Source organism: Paenibacillus cellulosilyticus (assembly GCF_003182255.1).
Lineage (GTDB): Bacteria > Bacillota > Bacilli > Paenibacillales > Paenibacillaceae > Paenibacillus_T > Paenibacillus_T cellulosilyticus.
The window spans coordinates 184,296-199,143 of the sequence record NZ_QGTQ01000009.1; the positions used below are offsets into that span (position 1 = coordinate 184,296).

General features: G+C 49.1%; 11 protein-coding genes and 1 pseudogene. 5 read left to right on the top strand and 7 right to left on the bottom strand.

The features are described 5' to 3' along the window. Positions 1–58 precede the first annotated feature (58 nt). The 4 genes from DFQ01_RS14430 to DFQ01_RS14445 form a co-directional block, all read right to left on the bottom strand. The gene (locus DFQ01_RS14430; protein ID WP_110044588.1) at positions 59–1,759 is read right to left on the bottom strand and encodes a type 2 periplasmic-binding domain-containing protein; all 1,701 of its coding nucleotides are present in this window, start codon (positions 1,757–1,759) and stop codon (positions 59–61) included. A gap of 132 nt (positions 1,760–1,891) precedes the next feature. Beyond that, positions 1,892–3,343: a response regulator transcription factor gene (locus DFQ01_RS14435; RefSeq protein WP_110044589.1), complete on the bottom strand. Its 1,452-nt coding sequence runs from the start codon at positions 3,341–3,343 to the stop codon at positions 1,892–1,894. Positions 3,344–3,359: 16 nt separating this feature from the next. Beyond that, positions 3,360–5,108, bottom strand: coding sequence for a cache domain-containing sensor histidine kinase (locus DFQ01_RS14440; RefSeq protein ID WP_174812817.1), 1,749 nt, complete (start codon positions 5,106–5,108; stop codon positions 3,360–3,362). Between the two features lie 90 nt (positions 5,109–5,198). Next, entirely contained in the window at positions 5,199–6,140 is a 942-nt protein-coding gene (locus DFQ01_RS14445) for a glycoside hydrolase family 43 protein (RefSeq protein ID WP_110044591.1), read from the bottom strand. Positions 6,141–6,335: 195 nt separating this feature from the next. Between DFQ01_RS14445 and DFQ01_RS14450 the strand changes: the two genes are divergently transcribed. The 5 genes and pseudogenes from DFQ01_RS14450 to DFQ01_RS14470 all read left to right on the top strand — a co-directional run bounded on the left by DFQ01_RS14450 (position 6,336) and on the right by DFQ01_RS14470 (position 9,690). Further along, positions 6,336–7,022 carry a YjjG family noncanonical pyrimidine nucleotidase gene (locus DFQ01_RS14450; RefSeq protein WP_110044592.1) on the top strand — a complete coding sequence of 229 codons (687 nt, stop codon included), beginning with the start codon at positions 6,336–6,338 and terminating at the stop codon, positions 7,020–7,022. Positions 7,023–7,179: 157 nt separating this feature from the next. Continuing rightward, positions 7,180–7,374: pseudogene (locus DFQ01_RS32175) on the top strand (zinc-ribbon domain-containing protein); the annotation flags it as partial. A 278-nt stretch (positions 7,375–7,652) separates the two neighbouring features. Next, the gene (locus DFQ01_RS14460) at positions 7,653–8,204 is read left to right on the top strand and encodes a hypothetical protein (RefSeq protein WP_110044594.1); all 552 of its coding nucleotides are present in this window, start codon (positions 7,653–7,655) and stop codon (positions 8,202–8,204) included. A gap of 71 nt (positions 8,205–8,275) precedes the next feature. Continuing rightward, complete coding sequence (locus DFQ01_RS14465) at positions 8,276–8,809, top strand: hypothetical protein (RefSeq protein WP_110044595.1); 534 nt, start codon at positions 8,276–8,278, stop codon at positions 8,807–8,809. Between the two features lie 350 nt (positions 8,810–9,159). Continuing rightward, on the top strand, positions 9,160–9,690 hold the full coding sequence (locus DFQ01_RS14470) for a hypothetical protein (RefSeq protein ID WP_110044596.1): 531 nt from the start codon (positions 9,160–9,162) through the stop codon (positions 9,688–9,690). A 130-nt stretch (positions 9,691–9,820) separates the two neighbouring features. Here DFQ01_RS14470 and DFQ01_RS31100 read toward each other — a convergent pair whose 3' ends face one another. From DFQ01_RS31100 to DFQ01_RS14480, 3 genes are all read right to left on the bottom strand, one after another. Continuing rightward, entirely contained in the window at positions 9,821–9,991 is a 171-nt protein-coding gene (locus tag DFQ01_RS31100) for a hypothetical protein (RefSeq protein ID WP_174812818.1), read from the bottom strand. A gap of 284 nt (positions 9,992–10,275) precedes the next feature. Beyond that, positions 10,276–12,378: a glycosyl hydrolase 115 family protein gene (locus tag DFQ01_RS14475; RefSeq protein ID WP_110044597.1), complete on the bottom strand. Its 2,103-nt coding sequence runs from the start codon at positions 12,376–12,378 to the stop codon at positions 10,276–10,278. A gap of 56 nt (positions 12,379–12,434) precedes the next feature. Then, on the bottom strand, positions 12,435–14,609 hold the full coding sequence (locus DFQ01_RS14480) for a helix-turn-helix domain-containing protein (protein WP_245946683.1): 2,175 nt from the start codon (positions 14,607–14,609) through the stop codon (positions 12,435–12,437). Between the last annotated feature and the right edge of the window lie 239 nt (positions 14,610–14,848).

The window sequence follows — 14,848 nt, forward strand, 5'->3', positions numbered from 1 at the left end:
GCGAACAGCAGCAGGCTGTCATGCCTGCCGCTCTCCGCTCCTCGTCTGTCGCTTAGACTTAGGAATTAATCCCTTTCACTTCAATCCCGTATTCCTTGCTCTTCTCTTGCACGTACTTATTACGCTCTGCATCAAGCTTCTCGAGACCAAGCTTCTTGAGCTGCGCAATCATTTCTTCATACAACGAGTTAAATTCGTCGTCGCTTTTTGCCATAATCATTTTGGCGATTTGTGCTTCCTTGTACGTTTTAACCTGTGTCTCGATGTTCGCGTTGTCGCTATCTGCAGCGAAATAGTCCGCAGGCAGGTTCAGCGCATCATTGGTGTATATTTGAGTTGCAGAATCCTTGCCATAAGCAGACTGTGCCTGTACCGCAATAACCGAGGCTTTATCCGTTTCCATCGTAGGAGGCTGCTGAATGGAATAAGAGAACGTTGTGTGATGAAACGGCCAGAATGCACTAAGTCCGGTGTTCATATAATCCGTTGCGTTCTTGAGTCCTTCTTCTGTTTTGACAAGCAAGCCTTTATCGTCAAAGTTGTAATCTTTACCCTCGAATCCATAGATATGGAGCAGCATGCCTTCTTTGCTCGTCATGAAGCTGATCCATTTCGCAAGCTTCTCTGGGTACTTCGTATCTTTGGAGATGAGCGTTTTCATCCAGCCTCCGCCTGCCCGCTTCGATTTCTCTAGCGTAGGTGTCTTGCCGCTGTCGGACAGAATCGGTCCGGAAGAAGTCCAGTAATCATTCAGGTTAAATGATGTATCCGCCGTGTTGCCGATGAAGGTAAATACGCGGCCTGAAGCGATATCCGCTTTGACTGCTGCATTATCGACTGTCATTTGACCCGGTTCGAAATATCCGCCCTTCATCGATTTGTACAAGAAACCGATTGCGTCTTTCGTCTCCGGCGCGAGCAGCAAGTCGCGATAGCTGCCGTTCTTGTCCACTTTCATGGCACCGAAGGTAGCTTGCAGGAAGGAGAGCGTAGTGTTCTGATACCCTTTGCCATCCACCAATAGAGGAATGACCGCTGCACCATTGACCTTCACTGCTTTAGCCTTTTCATAGGCGTTCAGCAGCCCTTGCTCGGTTTTGATGTCATCCAAGGTCATACCTATTTCCTTCAAAATATTCGTGTTAACGAGCATCCCACCATTGGAAGCATAGTCGACGGTATCGATATAAAACTGCCCGGACGGCGGATAAACCTTACGTGCATCTTCGGAGTTAATGTGGCTCGGATAAGCATAAAACCCGCCATCGCGCTCTTCGATGACCGCTTTGACATCGGCAGGGAAATCTTTCAGGATGTGAGAGTCTGGATCATACTTCTTCAGAAACTCTTCGAGATCCCAAACCTTGCCCGACTGGATCAACTTCTTGACCATGACGTCGTTCGTAATCGTCAGCACGTCTGGAAACTCCTTGTTGGACAACAGCATCAGGTTCAGTTTCGTATCTCCGTCCTGCGCCGGAATATTGAATTCGAACGTCAACCCCGTCTTGGCAGTAATAGCCCCTTCCACCGAATTCGGATCCGTGTTCCACTTCGCCGGCGGATTCCAGAAGTCGACCGATGAGAACCACACCGCTTTGTCCGGTTGTCCGGAACCACTTGCTGTGGAATCCGCGGTCGTTGAAGGGGTCGTCGAGTCGGAAGCGTTTTCATCACTACTGCCAGAACCGCCGCAAGCGGTCAATGCCATCGACAAAGCCAACGTAACGCCAAGCACGAAACTTCTCTTTCTTTTCATCTCTTTAACCCTCCTCGAATGAGTGCCTGCTGCTCCTTACCCTTCAAATTGTAAACGCTCTATCGATTCGGCCATATGGCTCCAGTTTGTTGTTTTAGTGTTCTGTTCACGGAAATAAAGTCGTACACGCATCTACAATTTCCGGTACTTGCTCGGCGTGATGCCGTAATGCTTCTTGAACAGCTTGTTGAAATGAAAGTAATCCTTATACCCGATTCGCTGCACGATTTCTTGGATAGACAGACTAGAATCAGAGAGCAGGCTGCGGGCCAAATTCAATCGCTTGTCCGCGATATAGTCCGTGTACGTACTGCCCGTCTCTCGCTTAATGAGCGAGCTTACATAACCAAGGCTAATCCGGAATTGGCGTGCGATATCGCTTAGTAGCATGTCCTGCGTGAAGCTCTCGTCAATGTAATCCAAGATTCGTTTCGTTAATCCGCTTGGAACGCCCGAATCACTATCTGTCACGTTCTCCAATGCATCATGGAGATAAGCGAATAGTTGATCAGTGGTATGGTGAAGACGCGCTAGACTCTCGTAAGTCAGCGGCTCAAGCACGGCCACTCCCGAGCGCCCGCCGTATTTGTATTGGAGGGCAACGATTTGGTTGTAAATGACCGCCACTTGATCAATGCTGACCTTGTTCTGTTTGCAGCCTTCTTCGAACTTATTAATATAAGAAGCCAATTGTTCCCGGTTCCGTTCTTTAATCGCAACCTCTAGGTGAAGGATATGTTTGCGAAGATCGGGAGAAAGCTCCATCGGCTTATACCGAGCAACCCGCTCCTCGCCGTAAAACTGCGTGCTGTACATGGCGATGTCGGCTTCCTGATACAACCGTGACAACGGCGTGTCCAAATCACCAAGCCCACTAATGCCAATGCTTTGCGCATCTGCGAGATTGTCTGAAATATAGGTTAGAAAATCAAGCGGATCATTCAACTCATCATACATGAGGAGAATCGATTGCTTATTCTGTCCCGTTCGAAACCGAATTTGCTGAAGCTTATCGCGGCCTTTCCTCTCTATTCCTGATCGTGCATTCGTAGACTCTGGGAACAAGCAATTCAAGAACCGATAATGAGGGAACTGGGTGGATAATCCTCGATGATCGAGAAACGTACCAACAGTCATTCGATTATCCGGCTCGAGAAGGTCAAACAAATCATCAAGGAACATGTCCAACTCACGTGAAGCTTGTCCGCTCGACTGAAGATCATTAGCCAGCCTTTGCACGGTCTCTTCCAGTTTGGTTTTCTCGATCTGTTTCAGCAAATACTCGAATGCCCCATAGCGAATCGCTTGTTGTGCGTATACAAAATCAGCATAGCCGCTCACAAGAATGACCTTCGTCGGCAATTGGCTGGTGCAAATTCGCTCCAGCAGCTTAATTCCGTCTAGACCCGGCATGCGGATATCGGAGATGACGAGCTCCGGCCGCTCCCGTTCGATCAGCTCCCAGGCGCTTGTTCCATTGTGGGCTTCCCCGATGACACGGAAACCGAATGATTCCCAATCGATTAAGTTTGCAATACCAAAAGCGATCCAAGGCTCATCATCTACAATAAGTACACGGTACATATCGTCGTCCTCCTTATTAGCACGTCATAATTGCTTCGTCATTCATTAGAATGTTCGCTGGAAAATCCAATGTAATAGTTGTTCCCTCACCAGGGCTGCTCACGATCTCCATGTTTGCTTCCTCACCATAAAACAGCTTCAATCTGCGATAGCTGTTTGCAAGTCCAATGCCATGGCCAGACAAGCCAGAGCGGTATCCCGCTTCATCCTCATGTCGGAACGAGTCCATCAGCCTGCGTATGTCGGAATCCTGCATCCCGATCCCGTTATCGGCAACAATGGCTCTGATGCTGTTGTCGCCCTTTTTACGCAGGATGACGTTCACCTCGCCTTGTTCGACCTTCGGCTCCAACCCATGGAATACGGCATTCTCGACCAATGGCTGCAGCAGTAATTTGACGGTCCTGACCTCCAGCAGCTCTTCATCTGCATCTAAGCGGATACCGATCTTGCCTCGGAATCGAAAATCAATAATGCTTGCATATTCACTCAGATGCGCGAGCTCCTCTCGAATCGTCACGAAGTTATCACCTTTGACCGAATAACGGAACAGCCTTGATAGAGACGAGGTAATCTCCGCGATATCGTTCACTTTGTGATACAACGACAGCGCCCGAATGCTCTCCAGCGTGTTATACAAAAAATGCGGGTTGATCTGGTTACGATAGGCGGCGATCTCCATCTGTTTGCGGTCAAGCTCCGCTTCGTATGTTTTGCGCTGAGCGCTCTGAACCTCTTCGCTTAATTGCTCGATGGAATCCAGCATTCGGTTCAGGCTCGTACCGAGCACCCCGATTTCATTGCGATGAACACTATTGAACCGTGCTTGCCCGCCGCTTCGTGCATACGTGTTGATGAAATCAATTAACGCTCGTACAGGTCTTAACAGCTGGGAGTAGAACAATAGCAGGAACAGCAGGAAGATAAGAAAGATGACGGCATAAGAGATAATGTTCAGCTGTTTTATCCAATCCATGTCATTGAATAATTCCGGACGCAGGATATCGCTCACGATCATCCACCCGTTAGACGCGATCGGCACTTTAAGAACGATATGATTCTTATCGGAGACATGCTTCTCCGCTTCGGATAACGTCTGTGCATTCATACCTTCCGAGCCTGTAATAATACGGTTCTCAGCATCGGTTAGAAACAGCTGCGAGTGCTCCGTAATCTTCGATTTGCTCAGAATGGTGGTAAAATTGTTAACATCCATAAAGAATACGCACATCCCTCTGTAATCCTTCAGAATCCTGTTATTCTGCAGATTATAGACAGGAACCGCTATCGTATAGTAGGTGTCACCCGTCTGACCCGGCGTGCCGAGCGCATATTCGATTTCATCGACCGTTCGTTTCGCAATCGGTGCAAAGGGCTTGCCTACACTTGCTGTCAGTACGCCTTCTTTGTCGTACAACTGGATGCCCATCATGTTCTCTTTGAGCGCTAAGGTGCTTGTGAATTCGGCGATGATTTCCGGATTCATCAGCACTTTGGTCAATGCATCCTCTGTGCTCAAGTAGCTCTGTAGAATGGGACTGTAGAGCAGTGAATACGAGATGCCGTCCATATCTGTGAAGAAGCTGTTCAAAGTCTCTTCGACCTGCAGGACGATTTTGTTGGCCGAACCCGACACCTTCTTCTCGACTGTCCGCTGCGCGACGGCGTTAGATACCGTGAACGACACAAGCACAACGATCAATATGAATACGATCAAATAGAGCAACTTCTTGATCAAACTAATGTTATTTAAAATGTTTCGCATGATGGCCTCCATGAAAGATAGTCAAAAAAAGGCACATTGGAATCAAAACAATGATCCAATGTGCACGGTATACTATATGCCCTATATGGCTTATCCCCACTTCTTCGCCACAGCTTCGTATTCACTCTTCGTAATAGGCAGGATGGAGCCATGCCGCTTCTTCAAATCGCCGAAAGCATACTCGCCCGGCTCTGGCTTACGCCAGCACTCACCTGTCGTATCCCCGATGTCCGTCGTGATGATCGGCAAGTATCCTCCGCTGGTCGCATACTGGTCAACCAGAAGCCCCCACTTCTCTTCCCCGTTAAATTTGAAAAATTGCGGGCCTTCTACGTCCTTCCCTGTCAGCCCTAGGCCAAGCGACTCCAACGTCGAGATGATCTGCCAATCACCGAGAAGGCTGTCGCTTGCTTCGATCGTAATCTGACCATCGCCGGAAGCTCGATAATATTTACTGCCGGCTTTGATGATCGTCGTGTCAATAATCGTACGGGCTTCACCGCGAGTGATGTAAAGCTCAGCTGGTGAGAACGTGCGGAAATCTCTCGTTTTGCTGCAGTAGATGTGTAAGCCTTGTCCTTCTCCGTCTGGCGTATTGAGGCTGGATGCCCAGAAGACAAGATAGTCCCCAGCCTCCTCGTCATAGATGGCCTCCGGTGCCCAAGCACAGCCTGCTTCCGCAGGCGCAACATCAACGATTCGCGGCTCCGACCAGTCGATGAGATTGCTGGATTCCCAGATGACGAGTGAGCGGCTGCCCGTCGTTGTCGCTGCAGCATTGTGCCAGCCTCCCCGCCGATTAATGCACAGATCCGTCGCCAATAGGTAGAAGCTGCTGCCGTCAGCACTCCGCAGCAAGTAAGGATCTCTCACCCCTTGCTCTCCGACGTTGGACAGCAGGATCGGCTGCTTGTCATGAAGGTCCTGCCAATGCATCCCGTCCCGGCTAAGCGCCATATAGATTTGTTCGCCCTTCTCGCTCTCGCCTATGAAATGAACAAAGAGATAACCGTATAAGGAATCGTTATTCATAATGTTGACCTCCGCAATGTGTATTACAGATTAGTATAACCGCGGTAAAAGCGTTTTCATATGTTTGAGCTTTCTTTATTTTGGTGTTTTGTTCACAAAAAGCGGCGATTAGGTTGGGTTCTTAACGCCATCGTGTTTTAATAAAGGATTAGACCGTGGAAACCGAAAAGTTCAATATAAACTTTGGAGGACGAAATGAAGAATTACGATATTATTTTTTTCGATGTGGACGACACCCTATTTGATTTTACTAAATCGGAGCAAGAAGCTTTTAGTAAAGTCATTGAGAAATATGATTTAGTTAACGGCATACATCAATACAAGAAGAGTTACAAAGAAATTAGTAAAGTGTTATGGAGTGACTTGGAAAATGGGAAAATGAGCATCTCTAAACTAGGTTCAGAGCGATTTAGAAGATTATTTGTAGAGCATAAACTTGAAATTGACGCAGTTGCATTCAATCGCGATTATTTAGGGTTTCTTGGTCAACAAACATTCCTCGTCCAAGGAGCCGAAATGGTCATCGCCGCTCTCTCGCATAAACGCTTAGCAATCATTACGAACGGTTTCGCCGAAGTGCAAACATCAAGAATAAATAATTCCCTGTTAAAAGGTAGATTTGAACATGTGATTATCTCCGAATTTACTGGATTCCAAAAACCCCAGACAGGGATTTTCGATTATGCTTTTGAGAAGCTGCAAATAACCGATAAATCTAGCGTATTGATCGTGGGTGATTCGTTAACATCAGATATTCAAGGCGGAATTAACTACGGTATAGATACTTGTTGGTTTAATCCTCAGCACAAGGACAATAACACACGGATACAACCTACTTACGAAATAAAAGAATTAGAAAGCCTGATTCATATCATACAATAAGTGCGTTACATCATACCGTGAAAAAGAGGGCACTGCTGCCTTTAATCTTAAGGCGCGCAACTTTAGACTGCTTTCCTACGTCATAACAGTAAAATGAACCCACTAATCCAAATATGTGGTAGCCACACTTAACTGTTATGAAAGGTGGGATTGCGTAATGGCCGTAAAGGTATGTACCAATTGTGGGGAATCCAACTCCGAAGGATCGTTATTATGTGTGGTTTGCGGCAGCTCGCTTAAAGATGCACAAGTTGAAGGAACGCCAAACGCGGATAAGGTTTATTCAGCAAAATCAAGCCCCACAATATGCCAGCACTGTAATGAACATTTAGTGCCCGGATCATTAACGTGCAAATATTGCGGGACCGTCGTAACGAGAACAAGTCCCCCCTATTATAGTGAACATACTTCGTCAAACGATGGAGGATCAACGGGTATGGAAACGTTCGGCAGAGGTTGTCTTTGGCTTATTCTTGGCTTCATCGGATTATCTATATTGGCTTTTATCACCCATAGCACGATTAACATTCCATGGATCATTTTAATCCCCATCGTCATTATCGTGTTCTGGCTGGCTTCAAAGAAAAGCGGGAAATGAGATCATGATCGACCAGAAGGAGATAGATTTCGTTGAAGAAGAAAGTCGTCTGGCTAGTCATAATCGGAGTCTTTCTAACAGCTCTAACTGCTGGCATTTGGCTGTACACACCGCGTGATGTCGATGTACGACTGGAAGGGGTTAAATACCGTCTGGGCACGAACAACACATCTGAGATCGAATCCGCCACCATTCATATCGAAGGTACCATCCGTCGAGCACTGAATGGGCATCGATTGTTTCGAGGAACAGTAGAAATGGAAGGCGAGTCAATGCCAGTGCCGAAGGAACAAATGACAAACCACACCTTTAGCGCTCGTAAGGGAGAAGGTTTCTTATTAGTGTATCAATGGGTTGAGAAAGGAACCATTGGCAGCTTTTCATTAGGCCAGCTTTATGCGGATGATGACTTCTCCCATATTACACTTACACTTATGGAGCATGGGGAAGATGGCCGGTCTGGCTATTGGGGTGGTAATGATGGTCTGATGCTGACAGCCCCAGCGAAGGATCGAACGGAAGCGATTCATTTGGCCAACAAACTGATGGCGCATACCTTAAAGGGACTTACGCCATTGAAATAACGAGGAACGTTCACGGGCGCAGTCGAGTCCGCATACAGTATTCCATCCTGCATTGGAAGGGGAATGCCGGAATGCCGACATTAGGAAAGCCGCGCAAGCGGCATCGCACGAAGCTGTCCGTTAAGAGACGACCACGCTCGGCAGCTTGCTTCAGATCGAGTAAACGGACCGAGATCGTAACCGAGCTTGCTCCGATTACGATTCCTCCGACGAATATCGTGCGCTCGCATGCTTTTTCTGTTGCCTTACCTGACAATAAGCAGCTGTTGACGGCAAGTGGAGTCGTAGACCTTGGTCTGAACGCGGTCTCACGCGAAGACGAGCTTGTCATCGTTCCCGTGGAGTTCACCATCCAGCAGGACAGGGTAGAGCTGTTGTTCGGCCTTGATGCAACGCTTAGCAATTCCACCCTATTAATAGCTCCGAACTCAATCAATACGTTCAACCGGAATCCGAGTGAGGTAGCACTTATTAACGGTGAGGTACGGCTTCTGCCGACGCCAGACGAAACCGCGAAGCATCTGTTCGTAACGGCTGTCGCTCGCGTACGCGGTGCAAGCATGGGGCGGTTCGGTTATACGATATCGGCGCTGATTATAGGTTAACTAGATATGATATTTGCAACAAACAGCGGCAGTCTAGGACTTTATCAGTCCAAGGCTGCCGCTGTTCTATATTAGTTCTCTTCCACCCACACGCGCATTTCTCCCGCTTCATGCGCAGGCAGCATGGCGTCACGCCACTGGAGTATTTGACACAATTTCGAATCAAGCAGGCAAGAAGGTGGCGTAGTCGTCAGAGTTAATTGGCGGCACGCCTTTTTTGTATCTAAAAACAACTTGCTCAAATTGAGCTATTACTACCGGAGATGTCCATGCTATGGATGGTACGGGTTGGAGGAGATGAAATTATAGTATTTGAAAAAAAAAAAAGAGCATCAGAGGAGGAATTCTAAATGATCTACAATGAAATGGTGGTTCAAGCTTTCTTCGAGATCGCAGTTAGTTTGTTATTTTCTTTTCCGTTATGGGGAGTATTGATGGTTCTACTTACTGAAACGAATATCATTGAAAATACTTTGGCCGCTTGGGGAATTGGTAGTGGTACAGAGGCTCCCCATGTACGCCAATTCAAAAGGGTCCAGAATGCATGCTTAGTTTATATGCTCGTTATTAGTATAATAGCTAAACGCATAGACGGCAGTGTCCTTTGGTATGATCCATTTCAAATCGTCCATCTGTTAATCGCAACGAAAGTGTTGATCATTTTTATAACCCATGCAGCCAGTTGGTATTTCATTAGTAGAACACCTCTAGAAAAAGCCAGCTTTATCGTACTAGCAGCGTTTTCGTTGGTGTGGCTTGTTATGGATACAATTAACAACACAGAACAATACCTGCTTCCTGTCCTGATAAGTTTGGCAGTGATCCTAATAATGTTCATGCGAAACTGGTTGAGTGCAGTATCTTCCACGAGAAGCCAATGACAAGACCCTTATGGCTGAAATGTAGTACTCCTAAAAGGCTGCCGAGAATGTCTCGACAGCCTTAGCCTCATATGCGGCATTGTAGTGTTCATAGTACGTTCATTAGTACGAATAGTGTAGGGTACGATGATTAGATTTCGGCATTTTTCAGCGCATGCTCCCAGCTTGGGAAATAAAACAACGCATTACGCATCAACTCCGGATTGTTCTGCTTCACTTGCTTCTTATTGACTGAGCTGCCACTTGATTGGAGTTTTCTAATGAGCTGCAGAACCTCATCTGCTCCCAACGTCGTATCCATTTCTTCTCACTCCTTTCGAATTTAGGCACAGTCTTCATTGTTCACCTCCGAAAACCAAGTTATACCGTATGAATAAGAAGTTGAGAATTATTGTCACCTAGTAGCAAGCAGCAAGACGTCCGACAAAACCTGTCCCGCGCTCATCCGTCTCCATGGCTAGCCGACAATTGAAATACATGCACGAAATGCAGCTTCTCTCTCTCGCTTATCAGCATGAGCGCTGCTATATACAAAAAAAGCTGCCCCTAGCATCTATCTTCAGATGCTTCAAGAGCAGCTCCGGTTTAAAATGAACTGTTGAAAAATTCACCCAGCCGTTTCGCCAGCTCGTCGTCCGACAGCGGGTTGCGATGCGTGTTCTCCAGATAGATGTATTTCTCGGTTACAGGCATGAGATATTCCTTGTACCACAGGAAGAAGTCCGGGCTGTCGCCAAACATGCGAATGAACCGTCTCAGCGTATCGACATTGTGGACTGTGCTCTCTATATTGGTCAGCCAGTCTGCCTCGTAGAAGTGCTCCCACTTGTCATGCTCGGATTGACGCAGAACCTTGAGCCCTTCCTGGTAGCACCACATCGATTGCGAGGCACAGACGAACGCTTGCGCATAGCGCTGCTGGCGGAAATCATCATAGGCACGGCACAGCCAGTAGAAGCCTTCGCACCCGGACAGATGGATCGCGCCTTGAAAACGGAGCTGGTCGATCGCTCTCTTCCGATCATCCTCTCCGAGCTTCGCGAGTACTTCATCGCAGCGGTCGAGCCATGCCTTCCACTGCTGCATGCCAGAAGCAAGCCGTGTCTCGAATCCCTTGACCTGCGCATCGAACGGAACTTCCCCCACAGCCCAGAACAGCCTTGGATCTGGTTGATCCACCTTTCCTTGCAGCCAGTGGCCGATCATCTGTCTTGCTGGATGATGATAATATTCGTCGCCCGCTAGATCATCCGCGTTTAGTCCGTACTGCAGCGCAGCTTCCGAATAGGTGCGATACAGCTCGGCAAGCTCGCGGTAGTGATCCGTGTCCGAATAATAGCTGCTGACGAATCGCTGCAAATGCTGCTCGATGTCAATCTCACCGATCGTCCACAGCTCTCGAATGATATCAAGCGAATACAGGTGCATGCGGATGTTGCCGCAGTTGAGCAGCAAATATTGGTCCGCTCCTGCATCGAAGGCTGCTTCGATCTCCTGCTTCAAGAATGCCGCTGATCCTGGGAACAGTGTCAAATGGTTGGAAGCCTGCAGGTCATGGAACGTTGTGTGGTAGTACAAACCATGCTCGCCTTGATCACCAGCCGTCGGAAGCGACGGGACGCGAAGATTGAGATTGCCATGACGACGGGAAACCATGCGGCCGTAGCCATTATCCGCCCATACTTTGATGACGTCATCCGGCAGGTCGATGTACCCGCCTTTATATAATTCGGAGATTTCGCCATACAAAGCAACGCAGCACACTGGATTAGCAACGGCGCTGCCGATCATGTCATACTGCTTGCGTATAACCTTGCTGATCATCGCCCCGCGCTTCTCGGATGTATCAAAGGCCGGATCGTCGATCCAGAACGGCTTGTCGCCCTGTCCACGGAAGGATAGCACCCACAGGACGTTCATGTCCTTCTGCTCTTCAATCGCTTCCTCCCATAGCCGTTCGAACAGCTCCGGCGCTTCATGATAGCTGGCGTTACGTCCCGGATAGGCGCGCAGGAACATCTCGGCGCCAAGCGGCTCCGCATGATGATGCGTCACCCACAGCCCCATCTCGGACGCCAGCTTGTAGTGGATGCCGTCGCGAGGCAGGTCTGTACCCGGAATGACCATGTTGCCGCCGCAGCGCAGCAGCGCTTCGAATACAGGCTCCCACACTTCGGGTGACGGCGGATATGGTTTCTTCCAGCCGATCAGGCACACCTCATCGTTAACGAACCAGCCCCGATAGCGAACCTTCGCTTCAGGCGAATCATAGCTCTCGCAAGGAATACGGATCTCGCTGCGTTGTTCGATTGCCTGATCCGCCCAGAACCAGAACGGCTGAATGCCAAGATAGATACGGCTGAATTCCAATAGGCCATAAACAAGTCCAAGCGTATCGTGGCCAACAATGTGCATAGAAGTAGATGGCGATGTCGTACCGCTGTCTTGCGCGTAGAAACGGAAGCCGAACGCTTCCGCACGCTGCGGGCAATGATCCTGCTCCGCGGCGAAGCGGATGCACAGCTCTGCCGCCTCACTATTCGATACGAGCTCAGGCTTACTGCCCAGCACCGTCTCGAAGTCTCTTGTCAGCATGCGAAGCGCATATTGTACGGCTGATGGAAGCTGCTCCGCCGTATGGATGTGTACGGTGCCTTTCAGTTGAAGCTGATTATTCCGATCTAGCATCACTTATTCAACCCTCTCTCATGGACGTCGCCTGGCTGATGAGGCGCATGATGGATTTACATACGCTCAAGCCGCTCCTGCTCCTCTTGACCGCTGCCGCGGGCTGCAGTCTTCGTCAACGATTCCCGATACTGCCCCGGCGACAAACCAACGATCTTCTTGAATACGCGAATGAACGACGTCGGATTGCTGTACCCCATCTGATCTGAGATAGCCTGCACCGCCGTATCCGTTTCCCGCAGGAGCCGCTTCGCATTATCGATCCGCAGCCCGATCAAGAAGTCGCTGAAGTTCTCGCCGATGCTCTCCTTGAACAGCTGACTTAAGTACTTCGAGCTAATCTGGAACCGATCGCTTAACATTGTCAGCGACAGGTTCGGGTCCATATAGTGCTCTGCGACATAATCGCGAATCTCTCGCATGAGCGTATTGTGGCGCCGGCTCTGCGACAGTTCGCAGATATGCGATGCCAGCTGCGTAAGCGCAGCTTGGAAGTCCAGCTCCAATTGACGCAGCGTATCGGAATGCTCCACAGCTGCCGCCAGCGCTGGCTTGACCCCCTCCTGCCACGGCTTAACCACCTCTGGCAAAGCCCCATCCAACTCATACTCCAGATGGAAAATCAAATAGTGGAGCAGCCGGTCGACATCCCCTTTGCGCAGACGATGAACGGCCATTTCGCCGAACAGCTGCTTGAGCTCGTTCTGCCAATCCTGTTCCGACATGCGAAGCTGACGCACAATGGTGCGAATCATCTCCAGATAGTCGAACCATTCGCCATCCTGTCTGCCTCTCACTTCGACGGCATCGATAATCTGATTGGAGCCGAGCGACACCTTGCGGCTGACCGCCGCCTCTGCATCCTCGTACGATCGCGCGATTGCCGTTTCATCATCAGCTGGCATGCCGATCCCGATCGTAACGGTGAAGTCGAGATGGCCCTCCACCCATGCGCGAATCTGCTCCGACAATTGCAAGATTTGATGCTCAAGCAAGCTCGATTCGCCCGAGATGAGAAGCATAACAAGCTGGTTCTTCGCAATCCATTCGACGACGACGCGAAGGCCGTTTTGCTCCGCCGTCTCCACCGCCACGCTGCTAATGATGAACTTGAACAGCGATTGATCATTCGGGTTGTACTTCAGGCCAAACTGCACATAGCTGTCCAGCTCCAGCACACCAACAATGTAATGGCCGGCTGATAGGCCAAAATGCTGCCACTCCTGCTCCCATGCCCCGCGATCGTCGCCGAATTCACCCTTCAGCAGCTGCTGTAGAAACTGCTGACGTCGTATAACGAGATGCTCCTGCTGCTGCTCTTGGAACGACATATTGTTCGTAATTAATCGTTCGATCGCCTGATCGATAAAGGCGAACTCGTTCGACTTCGCCTTCGCATCCCCGGTCTTCACTAACGACGAGAACCGTTCGATCCGGTGCAAAATCGATTCAATCGGCTTGTAGTTTCTTCGCGTCACATAGAAGGTCGAGCCGATGGCCATCACAATGGCGCTTAATCCGAGTAAAATCCACAGCGTGCTGCCATGGAACAGGAAGTCGAGCAGCTGCCCGCCTTTAATGCTGATTCGATATGTCCAGCCCGTATAGTTCGAGACGACATCGGCGCTCAGCCGATCCGAAGACGAGACCGATCGATCCTCGTTGAAGAACGAGGTGCCCTGCGCGTCGTACAGCTGGGCGGTCGTGATCGTATGGTCGATCATCTGATCGATGTAGGACTTCAGGGCGTCATTTTTCACATTAATAATCAAATAACCCAGACTGCCGGAATCGCGCGGAATTTTCAGACCAAGCGACGTGACAGGCACGCTCGTTGGCGAACCTAAACCTCCACTAATACGTTCACGCGGCGATGACCACACGCCTGTATAAGGCTTATCAAGGGTGCTTCGAATAAAGCTCTCATCAGGAAATTGGCTCAGCGGACGGATCGTGCTCTGATCGAGCACCTTGCCATCCTTCGCACGGTATAGATAAACCGAATCTATGAGCCCATAACGGACCATAAGGCTGCTCAGCATATTGGAAATATCGAACTCCAGCGCCTTGTCCGAAGGCGCATCGAGAAACTTCTGAAGCGTCCCTCCGGTTTCGACCAGCTTCTGCGCATCGATCGAGATGTTCTTCAGCGAGCTGTCTACCATATTGGTCACATACTTGGCGGTCAGGTTATTCGCTTGAATCGCATTGCGTACGTTGAGCTGGTTCATAATCGAGAACGAGATGAAGATTAGAATGCTAATAGTAATAAAAAGAATGGGAAGATACGATAGAAGTGGTATTATCCCCTTACGGTAGACAGTGAAAAAAGAATCCATGATATCATGGACTTAATCACTGTTGACCGGAGGGGATTTTTCATGGCGAAAAAGGGACAAACGTTTACTCGATATGATGAGGCAACAAAGCTGGAGGCGGTTAGACTTCGCTTAGAGGAACAATGGAGTTA